The organism is Rhodovulum tesquicola, assembly GCF_024128855.1.
GTDB classification, from domain to species: domain Bacteria; phylum Pseudomonadota; class Alphaproteobacteria; order Rhodobacterales; family Rhodobacteraceae; genus Rhodovulum; species Rhodovulum tesquicola.
On the sequence record NZ_JAMYDV010000012.1, the window covers coordinates 59,794 to 79,278 of the forward strand.

A 19,485-nucleotide genomic window follows, 5' to 3' on the forward strand; every position below is an offset into this window, starting at 1 on the left:
GTCTTCTGCTTGACGCGCGCCAATCAACCGTATAGCGCCGCTTGTGTTGTTTTGCCCGCCTCCACCATCCTCGCCGAAAGCCCGCGCCCCATGCCGAACGACAATCTCGTGGTCATCGCCGCAATGGCTCGGAAAGGGGGGAGTGGCAAAACCACGCTCTCGCGCGCCTTGATCAGCGCCGCCGTGGCTGCCGGGCGCCGGGTCCTTCTGATCGATACAGACAGCACCGCGGTGCTCGGCGCATGGCACAGGCGGGCCGATTCGGCAGGTCTGGGATCACCTCTCCTGCGCTCGGTATCGGTCGATACCGTCGGGGCTGTGGATCACTGGATCGAGCAGGCCTATGCGGCGGACGCGGCAGATTTCATCTTCATCGACACCGCGGGCGTCGGTGCCGAATGGTCGGACGGGATCGCAGTCCTCGCCGATCACATCGTCACGCCGGTCATGCTCTCCACCTCGGATCTCGATGTCGGCGCGCAGACCGCTGACTGGTTCGAGAAGCTGCGCTCTCGTGTCGACGATCCGGCGAGCCTGCCGCGCCACCACGTTGTCCTGAACATGGTCGACCAGAAAACCACCCGTGCGGATGCGGCCCTGATCGAGGCGGCGATTGCCCGGTTCCCGGTCATCGAGACCGTCATGATGCGGCGCAACGTCTACAAGGAGATGGACGAGAAAGGGCTTCTGCATGCGGTGGCCCTGCAGAAGCAGGCCGATCCCAACCCCCTGATGCGCCCGCATGTGCGCCATGTGGTCGAAGCCCTGGAAGAGGCGACCGACATCCTCAATGACATCCTGGCCGTGTGAGGTCAGAGCGTTGCGGAAGAGGATCCCCACCATCACCCGACCTGACCCGACCTATGCAGCCGCGCTGAGGCCAGAGGGGCAAGAAGTCCCGGGAAGGGAAGAAGGGCGGGCAGGATGCCACACCGGTGCGGAGATCGCGGCGGCGCTGAATCCTGAGGGGCCGGTCCCGCCGGTCCTGATCACGCCCGGCAGCACATCTGGTCGTTCGGCAACCGTCCCAGCCGGGGATTTGTCGCCACTGCCCATGATGCCGCCGCCTGCGCGGCGCACGGCCACCACGCGAAAGATCGACATCCGGGTGAATGCACTCGCCCGGCAGGAGGCAGAACTCCTCGCCTGCGGGGTCGCCCCTGCCCAGGTCATCCGGGCCTCCCTGCGCCGCGCGGTCAGGAACTGGCAGGTCGGACCGGAGTTCGTACCGCCGTCGACCGAACCGCGCAGCCGGAATACGGCATGGCGCGCGCGCACCTCCCTCGCTGTCGATCATGAGGCGCTGGCCGCTCTCCTGCGCGCCCATGATCCGCTCGACGTGTTGAGCAAATGGACTCTCATCCGTGGCCAGGTCGAGCCCCGTGTCTGGGCCGAGATCGACGCTCTGCTCGTCCAGATCAGGGCAGATGCCGCACTGCAGCAAGAAGCCGGGCTGCCGGAAACACCCTGTCCAAAAAGATAAGTTGCACTTGGCGCGGGAATTCCCTGCGCAGCGCTCCGGTTGATCTTGCAGCTGCAGAATCCTGCCGTTAACACGACCGGCGAGTATTCATTGACCTCCATGTTCACCAGTTTCGATGTCCAGGTAAGAGGAGCGCATCATGTCCCCGAACACCCGCCTGACCGGCGAACCCATCTTGCGGATTCTCTGCCAGAAGACCGATACGCTCGTTGGCTATCTGTACCAGTGGAACAATGGCGATCTGCAACCCGCCTGGCTGAACGAAGCCATGACCGAGGTGCGCTACGAGCCGATGGTCAAGGCCGCCTGAACGCACAAGCATGCACGCAGGAAAGACGACCGAAGGCAGTTCAGGGTATCGGCACCACCGAAAGACGCCCGCCTGATGCATGGAATGATCTTCCATGCATCATGATCTTGCCGCATGATGAGTTATAGAAAGGGTCCCTATAGCTCATGCGCTGGAACTGGACGCACACCGACTGGCCGAGTTTCGCTATGACAGCGCCGCCGTCGAACCTCTAGAGCGGCGGTTCCTGTTGTCGTCTGGAGAGATACTGGGCGACGTCTTCCATGTGACCGGCGATGAGCGCGACCGCTTGCCCATCGAGCTTCTGAGTGAAGAGGCGATGCGAACGAGCGCCATCGAAGGCGAGGTGCTGGACCGGTCCAGTGTACAATCCTCCCTGCGCCGTCAGAGCGCCTTGCGGCGGCCCTGACACCAGTTGTCGAGCAGGATCCCAGCCGACTGGCAGCCCTTGCCCGCGCCGGTGCCATCGCCAAGGAAGAAGCCTCGACGGAAGCGGACGGCGTCCGCGGCATCGTCAGGCGCGGCCAAGACCATGGCGCCGGTATCATCCACGCACCATGATCCGGCGAGATACGCAGCATGCGCCTCGCCCGCGTAGATCACGGTCTCGAGCTGCGCGTCGGAGAGCAGACCGTCGCGCAGCACGCCGGCGGGGAGTTTAGGGCTGTAGGAGGGTTTCGGAGGCGAGACCGAGGCCATCGCCGCCGACTGCACCAGCTTGGTTGGGTGCGGGGCCGCGCCGGGGATGTCGATCGCTTGCAGGCGGATCGTCTCGTAGATCGCGTCGGAAAGGCGCGCAGGGCCGAGGTCGTCCACCGTCTCGCGCAGGGAATAGGCGAGGTCTTCGGCCTCCGGCGTGGCAACATGTGCTTCGGTCTTGGGCGACGCCGTTGCGCGCGGTTTCCCGGCTGGGGTGGCGGATGCACGGGCAGGAATTCCCGAGAAGGGGGACGTGGAACGGGATCGAGCGACATCGCCCGTATCCAATTCGAGGCGCGGGGGGGCCTCGGCCACGATCCGGGCGAGGAGCTGCGCCACATCGGGAGCCATGGGCTGGTTGAGATCAGCGGTTATCCCAGCCTTTTCGCAGCCTCGGCATTTGTCGAAGACCGAGATGCGCGTCTCGAAGCTGGTCCCATGCTTGGCGAAGGCGGCACCTGACACAGCGCCGGTGAAAACGAGATGCGCCGTCTCGGTCAGGCGTCCGAAGGTCTCGGCCCAGGCGGGTGCTTCCGGCGCGAAGCCGGCGCCAGTGACCGCGATCAGACGCCCGCCGGAGGCCAACCGGGCAAGGGCCGAGCGCAAATGCCGGGCCGTCGCCTCGCTCGTCCAGCCATCGACATTGGCCACCGCCGAAAACGGCGGGTTCATCAGGATGACGCTCGGACGAAGTCCGACGTCGAGATGATCGTCGATCTGTGCGGCATCAAACTGCGTGACGAGGCGCCCTGGAAAAAGGAGACGCAGAAGGTCGGCGCGCGTGTCGGCCAACTCGTTCAGCGCGAGGCTGCCGCCCGCGATCTCGGCGAGGATCGCGAGAAGCCCGGTCCCGACCGAAGGCTCGAGGACCAGATCGCGCGGTGTGATCTGCGCGGCAGCGAGCGCCGCCAGCCCCATGGGCAGCGGCGTCGAAAACTGCTGGAAGCGCTCCATCTCAAACCGCAGACGCAGCGCGTCGATCTGGAAGCCCTTCGCCAGATCGAGCTGCAGCGCTTCCGCCACGGCAAGGATCGCATGCGCGGGATCAGCAGACGTAACAGCAACGGGAGGCGCAACGGGCGCAAGATAAGTCATCGGGAAACTCCAGAATGAGGGACAGGGACAGGCCCGGACACCCTCAGGCCTGATCTTCCCCCGCCCCGCTCTCCCTCTCGAACCGACGCGTCCCGGTCGCTTGGCCTGATTTGTTTCTGTTATGTTCTATATTCAGGGCCGAGCCGACAAGGGGGTTTCCCGATGGACAGCACCACGCACGCCTTGCCCGCGACGCCTAGGCAGATCGCTTATGCGCGCTCGCTTGCCCTGCGCAACCAGACCCTCCTGCCTTGGGAAGTTCAGCAGGACCGCCGGTCCCTGAGTGCCTGGATCGAGGCGCAGGCCCGGCTGCGCTCGGTATCCGACATGGACCGGCTACCGACCTCCAAGCAGGTGGCCTTCGCGGAGAAGGTCGCCCGGATCAAACGCCGCGCCGTCCCGGATGAATGCTTCCGCGACAAGGGGCTCATGTCCAAGTGGATCGACGGGAACAGGTGAGCACGGAACCAGCTGTTGACACCCCGTGCAGCCGTCCGGGGCTTTTGCCACACCACAATTTGGCCTACTGATTGTAGTTGCCAACTTATAGGTTTGCAGATTGGGCCTTCAGGACTTCAACCCCGGTCAAACTCCTGTCCGAGCCGCGCCAGATCCGCGAGCGCGGCGTCCTTTTTCTGCATGTCGTCCCCTTCAGCGATCAGCTTGCGAACGGTGCTGACGGACATGAACATTCTGAGCGGGTTCGAAGGCAATGGCTGGAATCCGTAGCCTTCGTAAAGCGCCTTGCGGCGCGCAACGCGCTCAGGATCGCCGCAGTCGAGCACATCGAGCATGACGATCGCGACGCCAATGGCGTCGGCCGCAACGGCAATGCGCCGCAGGGCGTCGACCAAGAGATCGCCGCCAAACCCGCCGCCGCTGAGCTTCCGATCCCGCCCGATCATGGAGATATAGGCGGCGGGAATGTTGCCATGCGAAGGCCGGGTCCGCGCAAACTTCGCAGGAAGATCCGTGTACTGGACCGCGTGCGCATTCAGCGCATAGAAGCCGATGACCGTGCCCTCAGGGTCCACCATCACATAGAGACGGACATTGTCCGCCTTGGCGAGCTTGTTCGCGGTCTTCTGGAAGTAGTTGTCGACTTGCTCGACGCCGCAAGAAAAAGCCGCCCGATCATGTCTATCCGGATCGAACGGCTCGATGGTGTAGGCGACCGGTTGTGACGCGGCCATTTACTTCGACACAACCGTGTCGCTGTGTCGACGGAAGGCCGCGCGCAGGGCGTCGGTCGGTGCCGCCGACGCATCAAGCGCTGCGAAGAACGCCTCATGATCGACCGGCTGCAGCTCTGTGCGTTCATGCGCAGCGATCGTTGCCAGCGCGGCCTGGTAGGCCGCATTCATCGTGAAGACAGAATCGTCGACGCCAGAAAGCGCCGCCGCCTGCTGAATCGCGGTCTTGATGCGCGGCTTCGTCCGGAAATTCATCCGGGCCTCATTGCGCTCGTCGATCGCGCGCGTGGTGTCGTGGAAACCGAGCATGGTCGCCTCCTGAAACGTCATCCAGCTATGTACGCCACGTCGACGTACATTTCAAGCGTGTGGTCAGGAAAGTTCTTCGAAGGTCACGCCTCATCCGAACCGCCGCCCTCCTTCCGTGAAGGTGTACTCGTTCACGATGATTCCTTCCTTGATCGCCTCGTCCGAAGTGAGGTGGTCGTATTCGGCCTCAACCTGGCGGTGGGCTGCGGTACATTCTTCGATGCAGAGAGGTCACCTGCATTCATCCCGCTGACAGTTTTCCTCGCCGCGCTGGCGCTCATACCGCCCGGGCACAGCCTCTGGCCGCGATCCGAACGGGTAGTGATGCGCCCCGTGGTGCCGTCCGCGATGCGACTGTTCCCGCGCCCCCTCCATCGTCGTGAAAGCTGTCCAGCCAGTGGGGACCTATCGTGGAGATGCGAAACGGGTGGGGGCTCGTTTCAAGGGCGACGACCATGAACTCGAAGGACATCCACCAAGGGGCGTGCGGTCACGATGCCTCCGTCACATCCCATCGCAACGCCGCGAACAGGGCGAAGGCCCCCGAATTCCGACCGGCCGGTGACGCCCAGGACCAGATCGCGATCCGGGATGCCGTCCCGCCGAGACCTACCCCCAGCCGCGTGATGCTCGCCGCGGCAAGAGTCACGACCGCTGGCGTGGAAGCTCGTGTCCTGGCCGGGTGCAGCGTGCTTTACCAGGATCTCGACCTCGCACTTGCCGATCTGCGAGCGGATAGTCGCAAGGCCGGGCGGGTCTGGGGTTTTCTGGCCGTCCAGATCGACGATTTCGGGGGCATCACCGGCTGCATCCGACCGTTGCTGCGGTTTCGCCACCTTTGTCCATCGGTTCCGTTGATCCTCCTGAGCGACTGCACCTCGAGGGACGATCTGTCATGCGACCGGCTGGCACTTTGCGACGTGACGCTGAAATCTCCCGTCAACGCCGCGTCATGGCGCCACGCACTCGCCGTGGCCCGAAAGAACAATCGGACCTGGCAGTCGCGGCTTGACGAGCGGGCCAAACAAGGACGGCGCGCACGGGACCGATCAGCGGCCCCGTCCGGATCGGGCGCAGGGATGTTCACCCTCCACCGGGAATGACCGTTCTGCGCGGCAGGAAGATGGGAGCAGCACGCGGGCGATCATGGGTCGTGAAGGCCGCATCGGGCCGGGCTGCGTTGCTTCCGCAGCCCGGCCCGATCGCGGTGCCCCTTGCGATCCGCCCGACTCGCGGCCTTGCTTCATGCCCCCTCACGTTGCCGAGGATCCGAATCAGAATGGCCACCGGGATCAGGGTTTGACCAGATGAAGGCGGCGGGCCGTACGCGGTGCAGAAGCGGCTGCCTGTGCCGACGAAGTCGGCGGCGTCCTCAGCAATGGCGCGATCTCCTCGATCGCCGCGGCCAGTCTGCGCGAAACGTCGTCCAGCCCTTCGTTCTCACAAAACCCATTGAGGTCTATCAGGACGTCTACGACCCAGTCGTATTCCTTCTTCTTCGTCATCACGTTTCCTCCTTGTTTGGCCCTTTTATCCCAAAATTAACAGACGAGCGGACGCCCATCGCCTGTGCAAGGCGGTATTCGGAACACCCCTTCGTGTGCGTAGCGATCCGAAAGGGTACCGCGCACCCCGAAAACCCCCTTCATTATCCGCTCTAATAGTGCCGGGGTCTTGCCTCCACTCCGATATCCGAGCCCGGGTCGCTATCCGCCCATATCGCCACGGTCTTCCCAAGGGTCGATCGCTATCCCCATGCAGCGGTCACAATCCTTTTGCGTCCTCCCATTGCAAACGTTCTGCGGTGAAGCTGATGCCAGGAATGAAAGGCCGTCGCCCGGGTGTCAGGACAATGGTCTGAACAATCAAGGCAGCGAGGCCGCGACATGAAACAGGCAATCGAATTCGGGACTATCGACCGCAAGACGGTCGGGGAGCCGATGCATCCCGGCCTTGCGCAAGCCGAGCACTTCGAGTCCTGGGAGCGGGCCCAAGCCGAGGCATATGAAACGGCGGAGCCCGAGGAACGCATGCCTTCGGGCTGGTGGCTGATGCCGGTGGCCGGTCTCGGGCTTCTGTTCTGGGTGGCGTTGGGCTGGATGGTGTTCGGCTAGGCGCCTGCCTACGGAATTGTCGCTCGAGCGGCCGTTCGCCGCTTCGGGATCAGGACCGCCCTGATTGCAAGCGACCTGCAGCACCAATCGTCCCATGAGAAAGGTCTCGATCTGCCATGTCTACACGGTTTCACCTCGACAAAAGCAAACCCGTCATGATCATCCAGAACGGGTGGGACGATTTCCGCGAGTACTGCGACTGGATGGAAAAGCAACGCCTGCCGATGGCCATCCAGGATGATCTGCCAAGCGCCCTGGACGAGGTAACCAGAGCGCCGAGGGCCTGGAACCAACTGATCATCCGAATGGACAGGCTGGGCACACACAAGGATCTGGTTCCACAGATCATCGCGTTTCGCGAAAAAGTGCCATCCGTCCCGGTCATTGTCACGACCAGAACGGCGCCGCGGAACTGTTTCGCTCTTGAAAACCTCTATGTCTGCGACGTCCTGTTGCATGAGCCATCCGACATGAATTCCTTCGAATTCGCGCTCGCGGTGGCCCCCATCAACAACGAGGTCTGGAAACGCCGCCAAAGCATCGAGACGGCATCACGCAAAGTCGACCCCAGCCGGGCCGACAACATTGTCCCGCTGACCCGCCGTCCGGCAGCGCAAACGTCCGCGGGCGGCTGGCGTCAGGAAAAGCCGAACTCCTTTGCGTAAAGAGCGGCCTGGGTGCGGTTTCGAACGCCGATCTTGCGGAAAAGCGTCTTGACGTAGAGCTTCACCGTAGGCTCCTGGACATTCATGTCCCGGGCGATTTCCTTGTTCGTCTTACCTGCGCAAAGCCCGCGCAACACCTCCACCTCCCGCGGGAGCAACTGGCTGGAGGCGGGCAGGGAAGTCGTCTCATCCTTCGCCCGCCGAAGAAATTGCACCGGCACATATATTTCTCCGGCCGCCATGAAACGGACGGCGTTGGCCAGCGTCTTTGCGGGAAGTGCCTTTGGCAGAAAACCCGACGCACCCAGCGCTAGGGCTCTGTCGGCCACATCCGGCGATGCGACGCCCGAGATGATCGCCACCTTCACGTCGTTCCCCGCATCCAGCGTACTCTTCAATCCTTCGAGGCCATTCATGCCGGGCATGCTGTAATCGAGCAGAACCAGATCGAACGGGCCCCTTGTCTCGATCGCGCGAAGGGCCGAGGGCAGGTCGCTCTCGAATTCGACTTCGATCGCCTCCTCGCGTGCGAGGAACAATCTCAGTGTATCACGCAAGAGTTCATGGTCGTCGGCGATGAGCAGTCTCATTTTTTTCCTCTTTTTTCAGTCGCTGTGCGATTGCCGCCTCGGCGGCGTGGACAAGTTCATTGCGGGACACCGGCTTCTTCAGTGCCGCCGCGAATTCGCGAGGCCCGCGCCACCCGCACCGCACACGCCAGTCCGGGATTGCCGTGAGCAGAAGCGCGGGCAGGCCGGGATCGAGCGCGTGCACCTGCCGGGCAAGCTCTGCCCCGTTCATCGTCGGCATGTTGAAATCGGTCACAAGCAGATCCCAGGCGCCCGGGTCCCCGCGCACCGCCGCGAGCAGATCCGCGGGGTCTGTACTGGCTGCGACTTCAGCACCGGCTTCTTCGAGGAAGCTGGCAAGAACCCTGAGAATCAGGTCATTGTCGTCAATCACCAGGATCGTGGCACCATCCAGCCGTCCCGTGGGATCACCCAGGCTGTTGAGCGGTCCCACCTCGGCGAGCGGAACGCGCATGACCGGCCAGAAGACATCGAAGCGTGACCCCGAACCCGGCACGGTATCCATGCGGATTGCGCCCCCGTTCTGCGTCACCACCCGCGCAACGATTGGCAACCCGAGCCCGGTACCCTTCTCACCCTTCGTGGTAAAGTTCTCCCGGAAGATCCTGGCCGAGATCTCCGCGTTCATGCCGGGCCCGGTATCGGCGACCGCCAGGCGGAAATAGTCTCTCTCCGGCTCAAGCGTGCCGATCGTCGTCGGCCGATCCAGGTCGGACCTGTCGGCTCTTGTCAGCGTGACCTCTATGAAGTCATGCGCGTTGCGATCCGGTTTGTCCCTGATGGCATCGCTGGCATTCAGGACCAGGTTCAGTGCGACCTGAGTGACGTCCGTGGGGTCGCCCTCGATCTCGAACGGGTCGGGTGGCAGGGTCAGCTTCAGTTCCGTGTCTTGCAGCCTGTCCGCCCGCATGAGGTCGATCGAACTCCACACCTGCTCGCGCATGTCGAAGGTCTGAACGCTGTTCTTGCGCCGACCAAGGTCCGACAGCCTGCCGATCAGCGACGTCGCCTCCTGCACGGCGGCCTGCAACCGCTCGACATTGCCGCAATCCTCGTGCTTCGACGACAGCAAGGAGATCGTTCCCGAGATCGCGGCAAGAATGTTGTTGAAATCATGCGCGATACCGGAAGCGAGTTGCCCGATCACCTCGCGACGCTGCGCCAGCTGCAATTCTTCCCGAAGCCGCGCCTGTTCGGTGATGGCCTGTTTCATCGAGGTCACATCGCGGACGATGGCCAGCGCCCTCCCGTCCCCGCGGCCGCTCACGGACAGATAGGCCCAGAATTCGGTTCCACCCATGCGGCGCAGCAGGAGTTCGCCCAGCCAGTTCCCGTCCTGGCTAAGCTTCTTCTGCAACGCAAAGGTGTCCGCGGGAGGCACTGCCTTCGCGACCAGATCCCACCAGAAGACGTCGCGGATATTCAACCCGGACCCGATGCCGAACATGTCCCGAAACGCCTTGTTCATGTAGAGAAAACGCCCGTCCTCGGACGTGATGGAAATGCCGTCCTGCGACGCTTCCAGTGCCGCAAGGCGTTCGGCATCGGCCTCTTCGGCGAGCCGCTTGAACTCGGTCACATCGACGCGCAGCCCGACGCTGCTGCCATCCGGCAGGCGGCGCTCCACCACACGCAGCCAACGCCCGTCCGAAGTCAGTTGCTCGCTGTCGTTCTCGTCCAGGCGGTGACGTCGCAGCCGTTCGGCAAGCCAGTCCTGTTCCTGGCCGACCGCCTCTGCGTATTCGCCGTGCTCCAGCCCGTAGCGCAGGATCTCCTCGAATGAGGCGCCGGGCAGGATGGCGGGGACGGTTTTCGGATAGTATTGTCGGTAGCGCTCGTTGCAGAGCACCAGGCGATCATCCGGATCGTAAAAGACAAAGGCATCGGGCAGCGCCTCGACCGCGGCATAGATCCTCTGCCGCGAATTGAGCGCCTGCAGTGCCTGTTCTGCCAGCATGTCTTCGAACAGCTTGCGCTCGGTGATGTCGGTCTGCACCACTAGGAAGCCTTCGTGTCGGCCGGTTCCGTCGAACAGAGGCTGCTCGTTCGTCTCGACCCAGTAGCGTTCCCCGTTCCTGGCATAGTTGATCAACTCCATCGAAACGCGCTCACGCCGGGCCGCAGCCTGCGCCAGCCGCTCCACGACCAGCGGGTCGGTCTCGGGTCCATGCAGAAAGGTTGCGGGTATCCTGCCCTGCACCTCGACTAGGGTATAACCCGATCGCTTCTGAAAGGCGGGGTTGACCCAGGTGATCCGCCCCGCCGAATCCTTCAGGATGACGAGGTTCGTCATCGTCTCGGCAATCCGGCTGAGCCGCTTGAGTTGCGCCTTGTTGCGGACCTGTTCGGTCACATCGCGCGCCACCAGGACGAAAGGCGGCCCGGCCGTGTCGGCCTCGGGCGCGCGTCTTCTGACCGCGATGCTCCTGAACACCGCGCCCTGCGGGGTCACGATACGGGCTTCGGGTTCGTTGGCGCGGCCCGACCTCGCCGCTTCCGTCAGGACGCGCCTTATGAGCGTGGCGGTCGCCTCGGGCAGAGCTTCTTCCGATGTCAGGCCGATGAGCGTCTCGGCCGGACAGCAAAGGAAATCCGGATCACTGCCATGGACCCCTGTAAACCGGCCGGCGCTGTCGAATTCGACAACGATATCGGGAACCGCGTCCAGCGTCGCCCGCAACCTGTTGCGTTCGTCCTGCAGCCGTCGCTGCGCCTGACGCATCTGGTCGGCGGCGGCGCTGGTGCGCAACATGCAACCGACACCGTTCGCGATCATCGAGAGCAGAGAGATCTCGCCGGGCAGGAACTCGTGATGGGCATGCACCACATCGATCCCGATGAAGCCGGCCAGAATTCCCCCCTGGATGATCGGCATCGCCAGCAGCGACTTGATCTCCTGCATCATCAGAATGGACTTTTCCGGGGAGTAGTCAGGCATTCCCGGAACGTCGGGTATATGGATCGCCTCGTTCCGTCCGAAGGCCTCGATCCAGTGCGGCGCGATCTCGTCGATGGAAATGCCCTGCAACTCGGCGATCATCGGCGCGACGCCGTCGGCGCACCATTCATGGGTGTTGTCGACATAATGGTCGTCACGAGTCAGGAACACATAGACCCGGTCCGCCGTGCATTGCCACCCGACCGCGGCCAGCGCCCGGTCGATGGCCGTGTCGACCTCGTCCACGCCCGAGCGCAACAGGTCCTGCAAGGCATCGCTAACCTTGTGCTGCGCCCCGGTCAGACGCGCATACTTGTCCGTCTCGAAGAAAAGTGGCCCGCCAGGGGACGCGAAGTGGTCGGCAGGCGTCAAAGTCTTGCACCTGGCCCCGTTGGTGGCAATCCGTCCAAGCATCCCCAGAAACGCCTGTTGACCGAGCGAGAAGGCGCCCGCTTGCCGCGACAGGCCGACCAGCGCACCGGGCATCCCGGACGAGCCCGTGAGCGGGGCGGCGACAAGGGATTGGTATTCCGCGAATTCGGGGGGCAGCCTCGCCTCGATGCCCTCGGCCGACAGGTCCAGAACAACCGGATGGCCAGCCAGCGCCTCGGGAAGCGCGATGATCCGATCGACGAGTCCGGGCGCCGTCGAACAGCGGACCCGCACGCCATCGCGCGTGCCATCCAGCGCCTGAACGGCAAGCGCGACATCCGAGTCCAGCCCCAACATGGCGGCCGAAACAAGAGTTTCCAGGTCCGGTTCGCTCTCGCCGTCGGCGCCGTCGGGCGGGGTTACCCTCACAGCCTCCATCATCGCGGCACCGTCGGGAAGGCGCCGTGCACGCGCGCCATCGCTCGCAAGACAGACCCTGCGGGGACGCCGTCCGGCGAAACCATCCTCCGGATGGGCCGCCGTTTTCTCATTACTGGACTGCTCATGCACGACTGGCCGATCATTTTGTTCTTGGGCGTCGACTTCCCTCAATTGAGGGTGTGTCGTGCCGCCCATCAACCCGGCAGATGCCGTCCCTACCCCATTGAGCCATCAGCTATACTCAAGCGGTTAAGGCAAATTTGGGTCAAACTTGCGCCAATCCTGTGGCTTTCGTTAACCTTGAGTTGAACGCGTAACTTGAGTGGGTGATCAGGACGATCCCGGGCCGCTCCCTCCAGTCGGGACCGCCTGACGGGGGGCGCCCAAGACAGATCAGGCCCCGTCGCCGACAGAAGGTCCGCACCCGGGATCGACCCGCCTTGCCCCGAGGATGCGTCCTTCCCCGAGGGGAGCCACGGCGAATCCCTCTGGCCGCATCGGGCGCCACGGGACCCCGCCCGACCACAGCGGTCTTGGTCCGCGGCTCAGAAAAGCCCCGCCGCCTTGGCGATCATCGCGGCGTGGGTTCGGTTGTTGGCGTCGAGCTTTTTGCAGACCGACTTGACGTGCAGCTTGATCGTGACCTCTCTCAGGTCCAGCTTGCGGGCAATCTCCTTGTTGGCGAGGCCGCGGCAAAGCCCCTCCAGAACCTGCATCTCGCGTCGCGTCAGGCTCCGGGCCAGAGGATGGGGTTCGTCGCCCTTCGGTCCTCCCGAAAGGAAGTCGACCGGGACGTATTTCTCGCCCGAGCACATGAAGCGGATCGCGTTGACCAGCGAATTCGCCGCCATCGTCTTCGGGAGGAAGCCGATGGCTCCGGCATCCATCGCCTTGTGGGCGGTCTGCCGTGTCGCGATCCCCGACATCAACGCAACCGCCTTGCCGGAATTGACATCCAGTGCCCGTTTGAGGCCCTCTAGGCCGTTCATCCCGGGCATGGCGTAATCGAGAAGAACAAGATCGAACCCGGCATGCCGCTCGATATCTTTGCAGGCACGATCCAGATCCGCGGCTAACGTCAGGTCGAAGCCCCCGGCATTGTCAAGGTACAGGGCAAGCGTCTCGCGGACAAGATCGTGGTCGTCGGCGATCAGCACCCGGAGCATGCGGTCCGATCCTTGACGGTTCTCGGCTGAAGACGTGACAGCGTGCCGGCAAGCGCCACCAGATCGATGGGTTTCGCGAACAGTCCGGCGATGCGGTCACCATCAAGCCCCCGATCCAACAGGCGCCGGGCGAGCGCGGTCACTAGAAAAACCGGAAGATCCGGTGCAACCCGGCCCAGATGTTCGACCATGTCGCCTCCGGTCATGCCCGGCATGTCGTAGTCGGAGATCACGGCGGTCCAAGCGTCGGGATCCTTCGCGATGGCATCGAGGGCGACATCCGGCAGGTCGCAAAAAGCCACTTCGGCGCCCCGCGCCTCAAGATAGGCCTGAAGAACCTCGCCGACGGCGCGCTCATCATCAAGAACCAGGAATGTCATGCCGCTAAGGGAATGCTCCTCCGCGGCGGTGGCGCAAGTATCGGGGGTCGCTTCGTGAGGGTGAAGCGGCCAGAAGACCGTGACGACCGTGCCGTGCCCCGGCGTGCTTTGCACATCCACCGCGCCGCCCGCGCCACGGACCTGAAGCGCCACGATGGTCAGGCCAAGTCCGGTGCCGCGCGCGCCCTTTGTCGAGAAATGTGGATCGAAGATGCGGGCACATGTGGCCTCGTCCATCCCTGCGCCGCTGTCGTGGACCTCGATGCGGGCATAGCTCTTGCCCGCGTCCAGGGAACCGATCCGCAGCCTCTGGTGCCGTTCCGACCGGAAGGACCGGACGGTGAGAGTGATCTGTCCGCTTTCGGAGGAAATCGCGTCGCGGGCGTTCAGGATCAGGTTGACGCAGATGCGGTTCACGGTCCCCGGATCGCCGCGCAGAAGCATGGCGTCGTCGCAAATCGACACATCCAGGGTCACGGCGGCGGGCAGGCTGGGGACAACGACCGCGGCCACATCCGCAAGCGCCATGCGCAGATCGAACGCACCTCCGTCGCGCGGTTCGGCGCCAAGGTCGAGCAGGCGGTTGACCAGGCGGGCCGCACGATGCCCCGCCGATGTGATCCGCTCGGCATGCTCGCGCGCTTCGGCTCCGGCCATCCGATCCCCCGAGATCAGGGTCGCCGAGCCCAGGATCGCCGAAAGCAGGTTGTTGAAATCATGCGCCACGCCGGCCGCGAGTTGGGCCAGCGCCTCCTGTTGCTGGGCGCGCATAAGCGCCCCGCGCAATTCCTCCTGCCGCCGCTCTTCGGCAAGACGTTCGGTTATGTCGCGAATGATGAGCACCGAGCCCTCGCCGTCCAGCGGGGAACGCGTGATCTCGTGAATTTGTGGCGCGTCCACCGGCCCGACCCGTTCCATCCGATAGGTGCCGCTAGATGGATTGCGCTGGTTGCGGTAGCTCGCCCGCCAATCTAGTCCAAGCGCCGCTTCGGACCGGCCATACCCCAACAGCGCCACGGCGGAGCGATTCAGGTGAATGATGCGCTGCGACTTGTTGAGGATCACTATGCCGTCGAAGGCGGCGTCCACCGCGACGGCGCGCTGACGCAGCAGGGCCTCGACGCTCTTCAGTCGCGTGATGTCGGTTGCAGTGATCACCAGAGCGCCATCCACGTCGCGTCGGGCGCGCAGAAGGAAGCTCCTGCCATCGGCCAGCGCCAGTTCCCGGCCATGACCTGCGCGGGCCATCGCGTCGAGGTCTTGCCTATTGGGCAGGGTATCGGCTCCGGGCCGGTGCGGCAGCGTGCGCAGGTGGCTCGCGCGGTTCTCTTCGAAGGTCGTCCCGACCGACCAGTCCGGACCCGGCGCGGAAAACGCGCGTTGCAACGCCTCGTTGCTCAGAAGCACGTCGCCCGTCTTGTCCAGCATCAGGAAGGCACCCTCGGTCACGGCCAGGGCTTTGGTCATGCGCTGGCGGATCCGGTCCCGCTCCCGGCGCGCCTCGACGCGGGCCGTGACATCGGTCTGGGTCGAGACGAGGTGCCGAACATGACCCTCGCCATCGCGTACGGGAAACAGTGTCACCTCGCTCCAGAAGAACTGCCCGGACTTTCGTCGGCTGCGCAGCAGGAACTGCCCTTCGGAACATGTGCGCACGGCGTTGCGCAGCCGTACCCCCTCTTCCGCGTCCGGGGTGTCGTCGGTCAGGGATCGACAGTTTCGGCCAAGGATCTCACTGGCACCGTAACCCGTGACCTGCTCGAATCCCGGGTTGACATAAATGAGGGGGGTGTCGGGCCGGGTGGCATCGGCGATCGCAAATCCGGTCGTGGAACCTTCGATCGCCGCCGCGAGCAGGGCGTTCTCCGCAGCCAGGCGTTCGGATGCCAGGGCCTTTGCAAACAGCCCCGCGAGCCGCAGCAGAAGCTTCAGATCCCGGCGCAGGAAAGCCCCGCGGCCGTGGTGAAGGCAGAGGATCGCGCATTCCGGCCCCGGATCGATTTCGGGCAGGCGCGCGGCCAGCAGGCTGTCGAATCCGGCGCACACCGGGCTGTCCGCCCGGTTCCCGAGCGCGGCCAGATCCGCGACGTTGCGTGCACGGTCGAACAGATCGACAGGCGGCATCCATTCGGCGCCGAGATCCTGCGGAACGGTTGTGCGGATCACCCGGGCCCCGCGCCCGTGCCGTTCGACCAACATGGCCTTCGAGGCCCCGGTCGCGGTTCCCAAAGCATCGAAGATTGCGGATATGGCCAGCGTCGGTGTGGGCGCGGTCGCATATGCCTCGATCGCGGCAAGCAGTCCGGCGGTCTCGGCATGGGTCCGCGCCTCGCGGTCCCGGAGGATCTGGAGCTCCAGAAGGGCCTCGCGCAGTCGTTCATTGTCGGGCATCCGGGGGGCCTTGCGCTACTTGGAAAACAGGATGCAGGAGACCATGAGGTTTCCATGCCGATTGCCCGAGTTCAGGATGGGCCCCTGTTCCCCGAAGGTGAACACTCCGGCAAAGGGCACCGCGGGAAGGGCCTCGCACACACCGTTGGTCAGATCGTCCAGCCGGTCGTGGACCCCCAGCATGCAGCCGCCGCAGTAAACGATCAGGGCGCCCGCGATCCCGGCGGGCTGCATTCTCCCGGCCTCGCATGCGATACGCGCCACGCGCCCCGCGCGTTCGATCAGGGCGCCCGCCGATCCCGTCATCTGCGTGAGGCGCTCGCCCGCGGCGACATCGGCAAAGAGGTGCAGACCGCCCTCGCCGTCGACGGCGGCAGGATGCGCAAGGATGAAATAGGGGACGCCCGCGATCCGGTGGGTTTCCCGCCCCAGCGGCCAGAAGGTGCTCTCGCCCAGGATCGAGCGTGTCTGCCCGCCCTCTGTATCGGTGCAAACCGCGCCGCCCGTCCACGCGCTGTAGACCTCCGCGGCCGGGCGCGCGTCGATCTCGGCCACGCGCCGTCCCTCGACCCGCGTGACGATACCGCTGCGTTCGGTCGGAGCATATCCGTTGTGATAGGCCAGCGAGACCTCGCCAGACGGATAGAGCACGCCGATGGCCACCGCGCGCCCGGCGCATCTTCCCTCGGCGAAAACCGACCACCCGCCGGCCACGGAATTGTCGGCGGCACTGCCTCCGGCAATGGGCGTGTCCGGACCAACGACCCGCTCGATCCCCGACAGGACGCGTTCCTCTTCCCCGGGTGTGCCGTAGATCCAGACGAGATCGGGCCGCTCGCCGGTACGACCGGCATTGTCTATGGCGGCTCGCGTCGCCGCCTCTGCCGCCGCCGACGGGTCATCGTCAAACGGCCGGAGGGCCGTTCCATATGATCCTTCGCCATCGTCGATCGCAAAGAGCACTCCGGCGCAGACCCCGTCGGCCGTCAGCGCGCCAGAGCAGGAGGTTCCCCCCATCAGCATCATCCCGGTTTCCCGGGAAAGTTTCAGCAGGGGGGTCGGATCGAGCCTCTCGTCGAGATGCAAGGTACAGAACTGCGGCAAGCTGCCAAGCTCGTGGAGGTGCGCGACAAGCGCCGCAATATCCTCCTGTGCAACAATCTCACTCACAATGATCCGCATGCTACCCTCTTTTCATACGTATCGTATAGAATGCCCTTTGTGCGCCGTCGCTGCGCCTTGCGGATAGTCTGACCGAACTTTCGGATAGTCCGCGGGCAGCCCATGATCATGCTGCACGTGGTCTCCAACAGTCGGCCGAACGGCCCGAGATCGCCCCTGACCGACATCGCCTCGGGCACCACGCCCACCCTGGACGTCACGATCGGGAGGCAGCCGCTCACGCATCGCCTTGGCGGATCAGCCAACAGCCGTGATCGAATAGTGTGGCGTCCCATCCCAAACAAGATCCCAGGACGCGCCCGGACGGACGTTCTGGATCGCATGCGGCTCGAAGCAGACCAGACAATTCCCGCCAGGTGCAGGCGCCCGGACCGAAGGGTAGATCAGACCGCGGGACCCCGCCCGGCGCAGATGTTCGGCTAAGCTTTGCCCCTCAGGATATCCAAAGGCCGGATCTGGATGCAGCGCGGGATGTTCCGGTTCATCGGTCAGATCATCGAAGATCCCTATGAAATCCGCCAGCAGTTCCACATAGCGGGCGCTATCGTGGAAGCTGCCCGTAAAGCCGAGTTCGCGCGTGCGGTGCCACGCCACTTCGCTGACGGAAACCATCACGTCCCATGCGCAGTACCAGGCGCCGCGCTCTTCGGTGTTGAAGCGGTTTCCGCCGGCGCGGGTATACGTGAAGGCGGCGTTGACATGGCTCTCGCCATAGATGCGCAGATCTCGGCTGCGGCGCTGCCAGGCCAGCTCGCGCGGGTCCAGATGCGGGTTGCGGCCACGTTCCGCCAGAAGACGGCCGCTGGTCAGGCCCTCGATTTCTGCCAGGATCTCCATCTCGTCATCGGTATCGACGAGACCACGCAGGGATGGCGGCTTGTGGTAAGTGGCGGGCAGGAGACGAACGAGACCACGATCAGAAATCTCGGTCCGCTTCATGCCCCACCGCGCAATGCATCAAGATAGGTCCGAACCGCGAGAATTTGCGGCAAGCCCCCGTCGATGGCGGTATCAACCGGACGGCTACCCCCGAACAGCGGCCCTGTGTTCGGTCGGGTGAACCAGCTTCGCGCGAGCGGCTCGGAGAAGTAGAGTTCGAGCGATTTGTAGATGCCGATCACCGCACTGAGCCTCAACAACTGGTCCTTGGTCAGTTCCCCCGCGAAGTCCGGCTTCTTGGCGCGCTTCCATGTGCTCTCCGACATATCGGCAAGGCCCGCCGCTTCCTTGAGGCTGAGACCCCAGGCATCGGCCACGCGCGCGTAGGCCTTCAACGCGACGGCGTTGACCTGTGCAGGTTCCCTGATTTTCTCTGCAACGTACATGGCGTCCTCCATTGCCCTCAACATAGTTCATATGATCCCATTTTAAAGATCAAGTGAGCTTCGCGTCTACTTTCCGCTCACCCGACCCTGCGCCCGGCTTCGGTGAAGGTGTACTCGCTCACGATGATCCCCTCCTCGATGGCCTCGTCGGAGGTGAGGTGGTCGTATTCGGCCTCAAGCTGGCAGTATAGCCAGCGGGCCAGATCACGCAGCGCCTCGGTCACGATCTCCTTGGCATCCTCGGTCGGCGGTTGCCAGGTCGGGCTGTCGCGGGTTACATCCACGGACGTTGTGTATTCGTGGTAGTAGCGACCGTGGTGGCTGGCCTATTCAGCGAGCTGGTAGAAATTCCGCCGCTGGAGGGCCTGCAGCCGGTCGGCGATGCCATGCAGCATCGCATCCATCGGGGCGCAGTCCCGGCCGCGCGCAGCCGCGCCCTTGGCGTGGGACCAGTAGCCTTCAAAGCAGGCCCCATCGCCCTGGTTCCAGAACCCGGAGAACCAGATGCAGGGCTTGGCCCGCGTCCTGCCACCCATCAGGCGGACGGGCGTGGTCTTGAGGCGAATGCCGAGGATTTCACAGACCCGCTCGAGAGCCTCATAGACCGCGTCCCACCAGTCGTCATGGGGTCCGAGTTCGCGATACCAGCTGCGGACACGCGCGTTGAAGGTCACCGAAGAATCGTGAGGTAAGGAAATCCGGTATTGTGGCCTGCTGCCGGTTTCGTGGACAGCAGGTTAAGCTAGCATAGCGCGGGCCTCGAACTCCATGGGGCTGATGTAGCCCAGTTTCGAATGCCGTCTGCGCGGGTTGTAGAAGCGCTCGATGTAGT

The 19,485-nt window shown here is 64.1% G+C and carries 18 protein-coding genes and 4 pseudogenes; 8 read left to right on the forward strand and 14 right to left on the reverse strand.

Annotated elements, in window-relative coordinates:
- Window positions 1–90: 90 nt before the first annotated feature.
- The 4 genes and pseudogenes from NHN26_RS11735 to NHN26_RS11750 form a co-directional block, all read left to right on the forward strand.
- The gene (locus NHN26_RS11735) at window positions 91–810 is read left to right on the forward strand and encodes a ParA family protein (protein WP_132694167.1); all 720 of its coding nucleotides are present in this window, start codon (window positions 91–93) and stop codon (window positions 808–810) included.
- A gap of 244 nt (window positions 811–1,054) precedes the next feature.
- The gene (locus NHN26_RS11740) at window positions 1,055–1,483 is read left to right on the forward strand and encodes a hypothetical protein (RefSeq protein ID WP_243641988.1); all 429 of its coding nucleotides are present in this window, start codon (window positions 1,055–1,057) and stop codon (window positions 1,481–1,483) included.
- A gap of 139 nt (window positions 1,484–1,622) precedes the next feature.
- A complete protein-coding gene (locus tag NHN26_RS11745; protein ID WP_165899163.1) occupies window positions 1,623–1,793 on the forward strand; it encodes a hypothetical protein in 171 nt (56 codons plus the stop codon).
- A gap of 146 nt (window positions 1,794–1,939) precedes the next feature.
- Window positions 1,940–2,190, forward strand: a pseudogene (locus NHN26_RS11750) (DUF4172 domain-containing protein); the annotation flags it as partial.
- On the opposite strand, the pseudogene NHN26_RS11755 reads toward NHN26_RS11750, so the two are convergent.
- A pseudogene (locus tag NHN26_RS11755) lies at window positions 2,181–3,587 on the reverse strand (strawberry notch-like NTP hydrolase domain-containing protein); the annotation flags it as partial. The pseudogenes NHN26_RS11750 and NHN26_RS11755 overlap by 10 nt on opposite strands.
- A 162-nt stretch (window positions 3,588–3,749) precedes the next feature.
- Here NHN26_RS11755 and NHN26_RS11760 point away from each other — a divergent pair.
- Window positions 3,750–4,046: a hypothetical protein gene (locus NHN26_RS11760; RefSeq protein WP_132694166.1), complete on the forward strand. Its 297-nt coding sequence runs from the start codon at window positions 3,750–3,752 to the stop codon at window positions 4,044–4,046.
- 116 nt (window positions 4,047–4,162) lie between these two features.
- Here the strand turns inward: NHN26_RS11760 and NHN26_RS11765 are convergent, their stop codons facing one another.
- From NHN26_RS11765 to NHN26_RS17740, 3 genes and pseudogenes are all read right to left on the reverse strand, one after another.
- The gene (locus NHN26_RS11765; RefSeq protein WP_132694165.1) at window positions 4,163–4,780 is read right to left on the reverse strand and encodes a GNAT family N-acetyltransferase; all 618 of its coding nucleotides are present in this window, start codon (window positions 4,778–4,780) and stop codon (window positions 4,163–4,165) included.
- On the reverse strand, window positions 4,781–5,110 hold the full coding sequence (locus NHN26_RS11770) for a type II toxin-antitoxin system TacA family antitoxin (protein ID WP_243641986.1): 330 nt from the start codon (window positions 5,108–5,110) through the stop codon (window positions 4,781–4,783).
- Between the two features lie 69 nt (window positions 5,111–5,179).
- A pseudogene (locus NHN26_RS17740) lies at window positions 5,180–5,290 on the reverse strand (antitoxin of toxin-antitoxin stability system); the annotation flags it as partial.
- A gap of 254 nt (window positions 5,291–5,544) precedes the next feature.
- Here NHN26_RS17740 and NHN26_RS11775 point away from each other — a divergent pair.
- On the forward strand, window positions 5,545–6,192 hold the full coding sequence (locus tag NHN26_RS11775; protein ID WP_132694164.1) for a hypothetical protein: 648 nt from the start codon (window positions 5,545–5,547) through the stop codon (window positions 6,190–6,192).
- A gap of 189 nt (window positions 6,193–6,381) precedes the next feature.
- On the opposite strand, the gene NHN26_RS11780 is transcribed toward NHN26_RS11775, so the two are convergent.
- Window positions 6,382–6,594, reverse strand: coding sequence for a hypothetical protein (locus tag NHN26_RS11780; protein ID WP_132694163.1), 213 nt, complete (start codon window positions 6,592–6,594; stop codon window positions 6,382–6,384).
- Window positions 6,595–6,975: 381 nt separating this feature from the next.
- Here NHN26_RS11780 and NHN26_RS11785 point away from each other — a divergent pair, with 381 nt between their 5' ends.
- Together NHN26_RS11785 and NHN26_RS11790 are read left to right on the forward strand one after the other, a co-directional pair.
- The gene (locus NHN26_RS11785) at window positions 6,976–7,203 is read left to right on the forward strand and encodes a hypothetical protein (RefSeq protein WP_132694162.1); all 228 of its coding nucleotides are present in this window, start codon (window positions 6,976–6,978) and stop codon (window positions 7,201–7,203) included.
- Between the two features lie 155 nt (window positions 7,204–7,358).
- Entirely contained in the window at window positions 7,359–7,868 is a 510-nt protein-coding gene (locus tag NHN26_RS11790) for a hypothetical protein (RefSeq protein WP_132694161.1), read from the forward strand.
- Here the strand turns inward: NHN26_RS11790 and NHN26_RS11795 are convergent.
- From NHN26_RS11795 to NHN26_RS17585, 9 genes and pseudogenes are all read right to left on the reverse strand, one after another.
- Window positions 7,841–8,458, reverse strand: coding sequence for a response regulator (locus NHN26_RS11795; protein ID WP_253089623.1), 618 nt, complete (start codon window positions 8,456–8,458; stop codon window positions 7,841–7,843). The genes NHN26_RS11790 and NHN26_RS11795 overlap by 28 nt on opposite strands.
- Window positions 8,430–12,404, reverse strand: coding sequence for a PAS domain S-box protein (locus tag NHN26_RS11800; RefSeq protein WP_132694159.1), 3,975 nt, complete (start codon window positions 12,402–12,404; stop codon window positions 8,430–8,432). Before NHN26_RS11800 ends, NHN26_RS11795 begins: the two co-directional genes overlap by 29 nt.
- A 350-nt stretch (window positions 12,405–12,754) precedes the next feature.
- Entirely contained in the window at window positions 12,755–13,375 is a 621-nt protein-coding gene (locus tag NHN26_RS11805) for a response regulator transcription factor (protein WP_132694158.1), read from the reverse strand.
- The gene (locus NHN26_RS11810) at window positions 13,360–16,146 is read right to left on the reverse strand and encodes a PAS domain-containing sensor histidine kinase (RefSeq protein WP_132694157.1); all 2,787 of its coding nucleotides are present in this window, start codon (window positions 16,144–16,146) and stop codon (window positions 13,360–13,362) included. The genes NHN26_RS11805 and NHN26_RS11810 overlap by 16 nt, the downstream gene beginning before the upstream one ends.
- Before the next feature lie 15 nt (window positions 16,147–16,161).
- On the reverse strand, window positions 16,162–17,316 hold the full coding sequence (locus NHN26_RS11815) for an FIST signal transduction protein (RefSeq protein WP_165899162.1): 1,155 nt from the start codon (window positions 17,314–17,316) through the stop codon (window positions 16,162–16,164).
- Window positions 17,317–17,565: 249 nt separating this feature from the next.
- Window positions 17,566–18,267, reverse strand: a complete 702-nt coding sequence (locus tag NHN26_RS11820) for an RES family NAD+ phosphorylase (RefSeq protein WP_132694155.1) — start codon at window positions 18,265–18,267, stop codon at window positions 17,566–17,568.
- Window positions 18,264–18,665 (reverse strand): MbcA/ParS/Xre antitoxin family protein, encoded by a 402-nt coding sequence (locus NHN26_RS11825; RefSeq protein ID WP_131389154.1) that lies wholly within the window; start codon window positions 18,663–18,665, stop codon window positions 18,264–18,266. The genes NHN26_RS11820 and NHN26_RS11825 overlap by 4 nt, the downstream gene beginning before the upstream one ends.
- 65 nt (window positions 18,666–18,730) lie before the next feature.
- Window positions 18,731–19,312, reverse strand: a pseudogene (locus NHN26_RS11830) (DUF8835 domain-containing pootine); the annotation flags it as partial.
- A 78-nt stretch (window positions 19,313–19,390) separates the two neighbouring features.
- Window positions 19,391–19,485 (reverse strand): IS3 family transposase (locus NHN26_RS17585; protein ID WP_331429137.1); only part of this gene is annotated, 95 nt, incomplete at its 5' end.

Coding starts and splice junctions, on each gene's coding strand:
- NHN26_RS11760 (WP_132694166.1), top strand. CDS start 3,750: ATGGACAGCACCACGCACGCCTTGCCCGCGACGCCTAGGCAGATCGCT.
- NHN26_RS11770 (WP_243641986.1), bottom strand. CDS start 5,110: ATGACGTTTCAGGAGGCGACCATGCTCGGTTTCCACGACACCACGCGC.
- NHN26_RS11740 (WP_243641988.1), top strand. CDS start 1,055: ATGATGCCGCCGCCTGCGCGGCGCACGGCCACCACGCGAAAGATCGAC.
- NHN26_RS11790 (WP_132694161.1), top strand. CDS start 7,359: ATGATCATCCAGAACGGGTGGGACGATTTCCGCGAGTACTGCGACTGG.
- NHN26_RS11810 (WP_132694157.1), bottom strand. CDS start 16,146: ATGCCCGACAATGAACGACTGCGCGAGGCCCTTCTGGAGCTCCAGATC.
- NHN26_RS11820 (WP_132694155.1), bottom strand. CDS start 18,267: ATGAAGCGGACCGAGATTTCTGATCGTGGTCTCGTTCGTCTCCTGCCC.
- NHN26_RS11775 (WP_132694164.1), top strand. CDS start 5,545: ATGAACTCGAAGGACATCCACCAAGGGGCGTGCGGTCACGATGCCTCC.
- NHN26_RS11735 (WP_132694167.1), top strand. CDS start 91: ATGCCGAACGACAATCTCGTGGTCATCGCCGCAATGGCTCGGAAAGGG.
- NHN26_RS11795 (WP_253089623.1), bottom strand. CDS start 8,458: ATGAGACTGCTCATCGCCGACGACCATGAACTCTTGCGTGATACACTG.
- NHN26_RS11785 (WP_132694162.1), top strand. CDS start 6,976: ATGAAACAGGCAATCGAATTCGGGACTATCGACCGCAAGACGGTCGGG.
- NHN26_RS11780 (WP_132694163.1), bottom strand. CDS start 6,594: ATGACGAAGAAGAAGGAATACGACTGGGTCGTAGACGTCCTGATAGAC.
- NHN26_RS11765 (WP_132694165.1), bottom strand. CDS start 4,780: ATGGCCGCGTCACAACCGGTCGCCTACACCATCGAGCCGTTCGATCCG.
- NHN26_RS11805 (WP_132694158.1), bottom strand. CDS start 13,375: ATGCTCCGGGTGCTGATCGCCGACGACCACGATCTTGTCCGCGAGACG.
- NHN26_RS11825 (WP_131389154.1), bottom strand. CDS start 18,665: ATGGAGGACGCCATGTACGTTGCAGAGAAAATCAGGGAACCTGCACAG.
- NHN26_RS11800 (WP_132694159.1), bottom strand. CDS start 12,404: ATGGGCGGCACGACACACCCTCAATTGAGGGAAGTCGACGCCCAAGAA.
- NHN26_RS11745 (WP_165899163.1), top strand. CDS start 1,623: ATGTCCCCGAACACCCGCCTGACCGGCGAACCCATCTTGCGGATTCTC.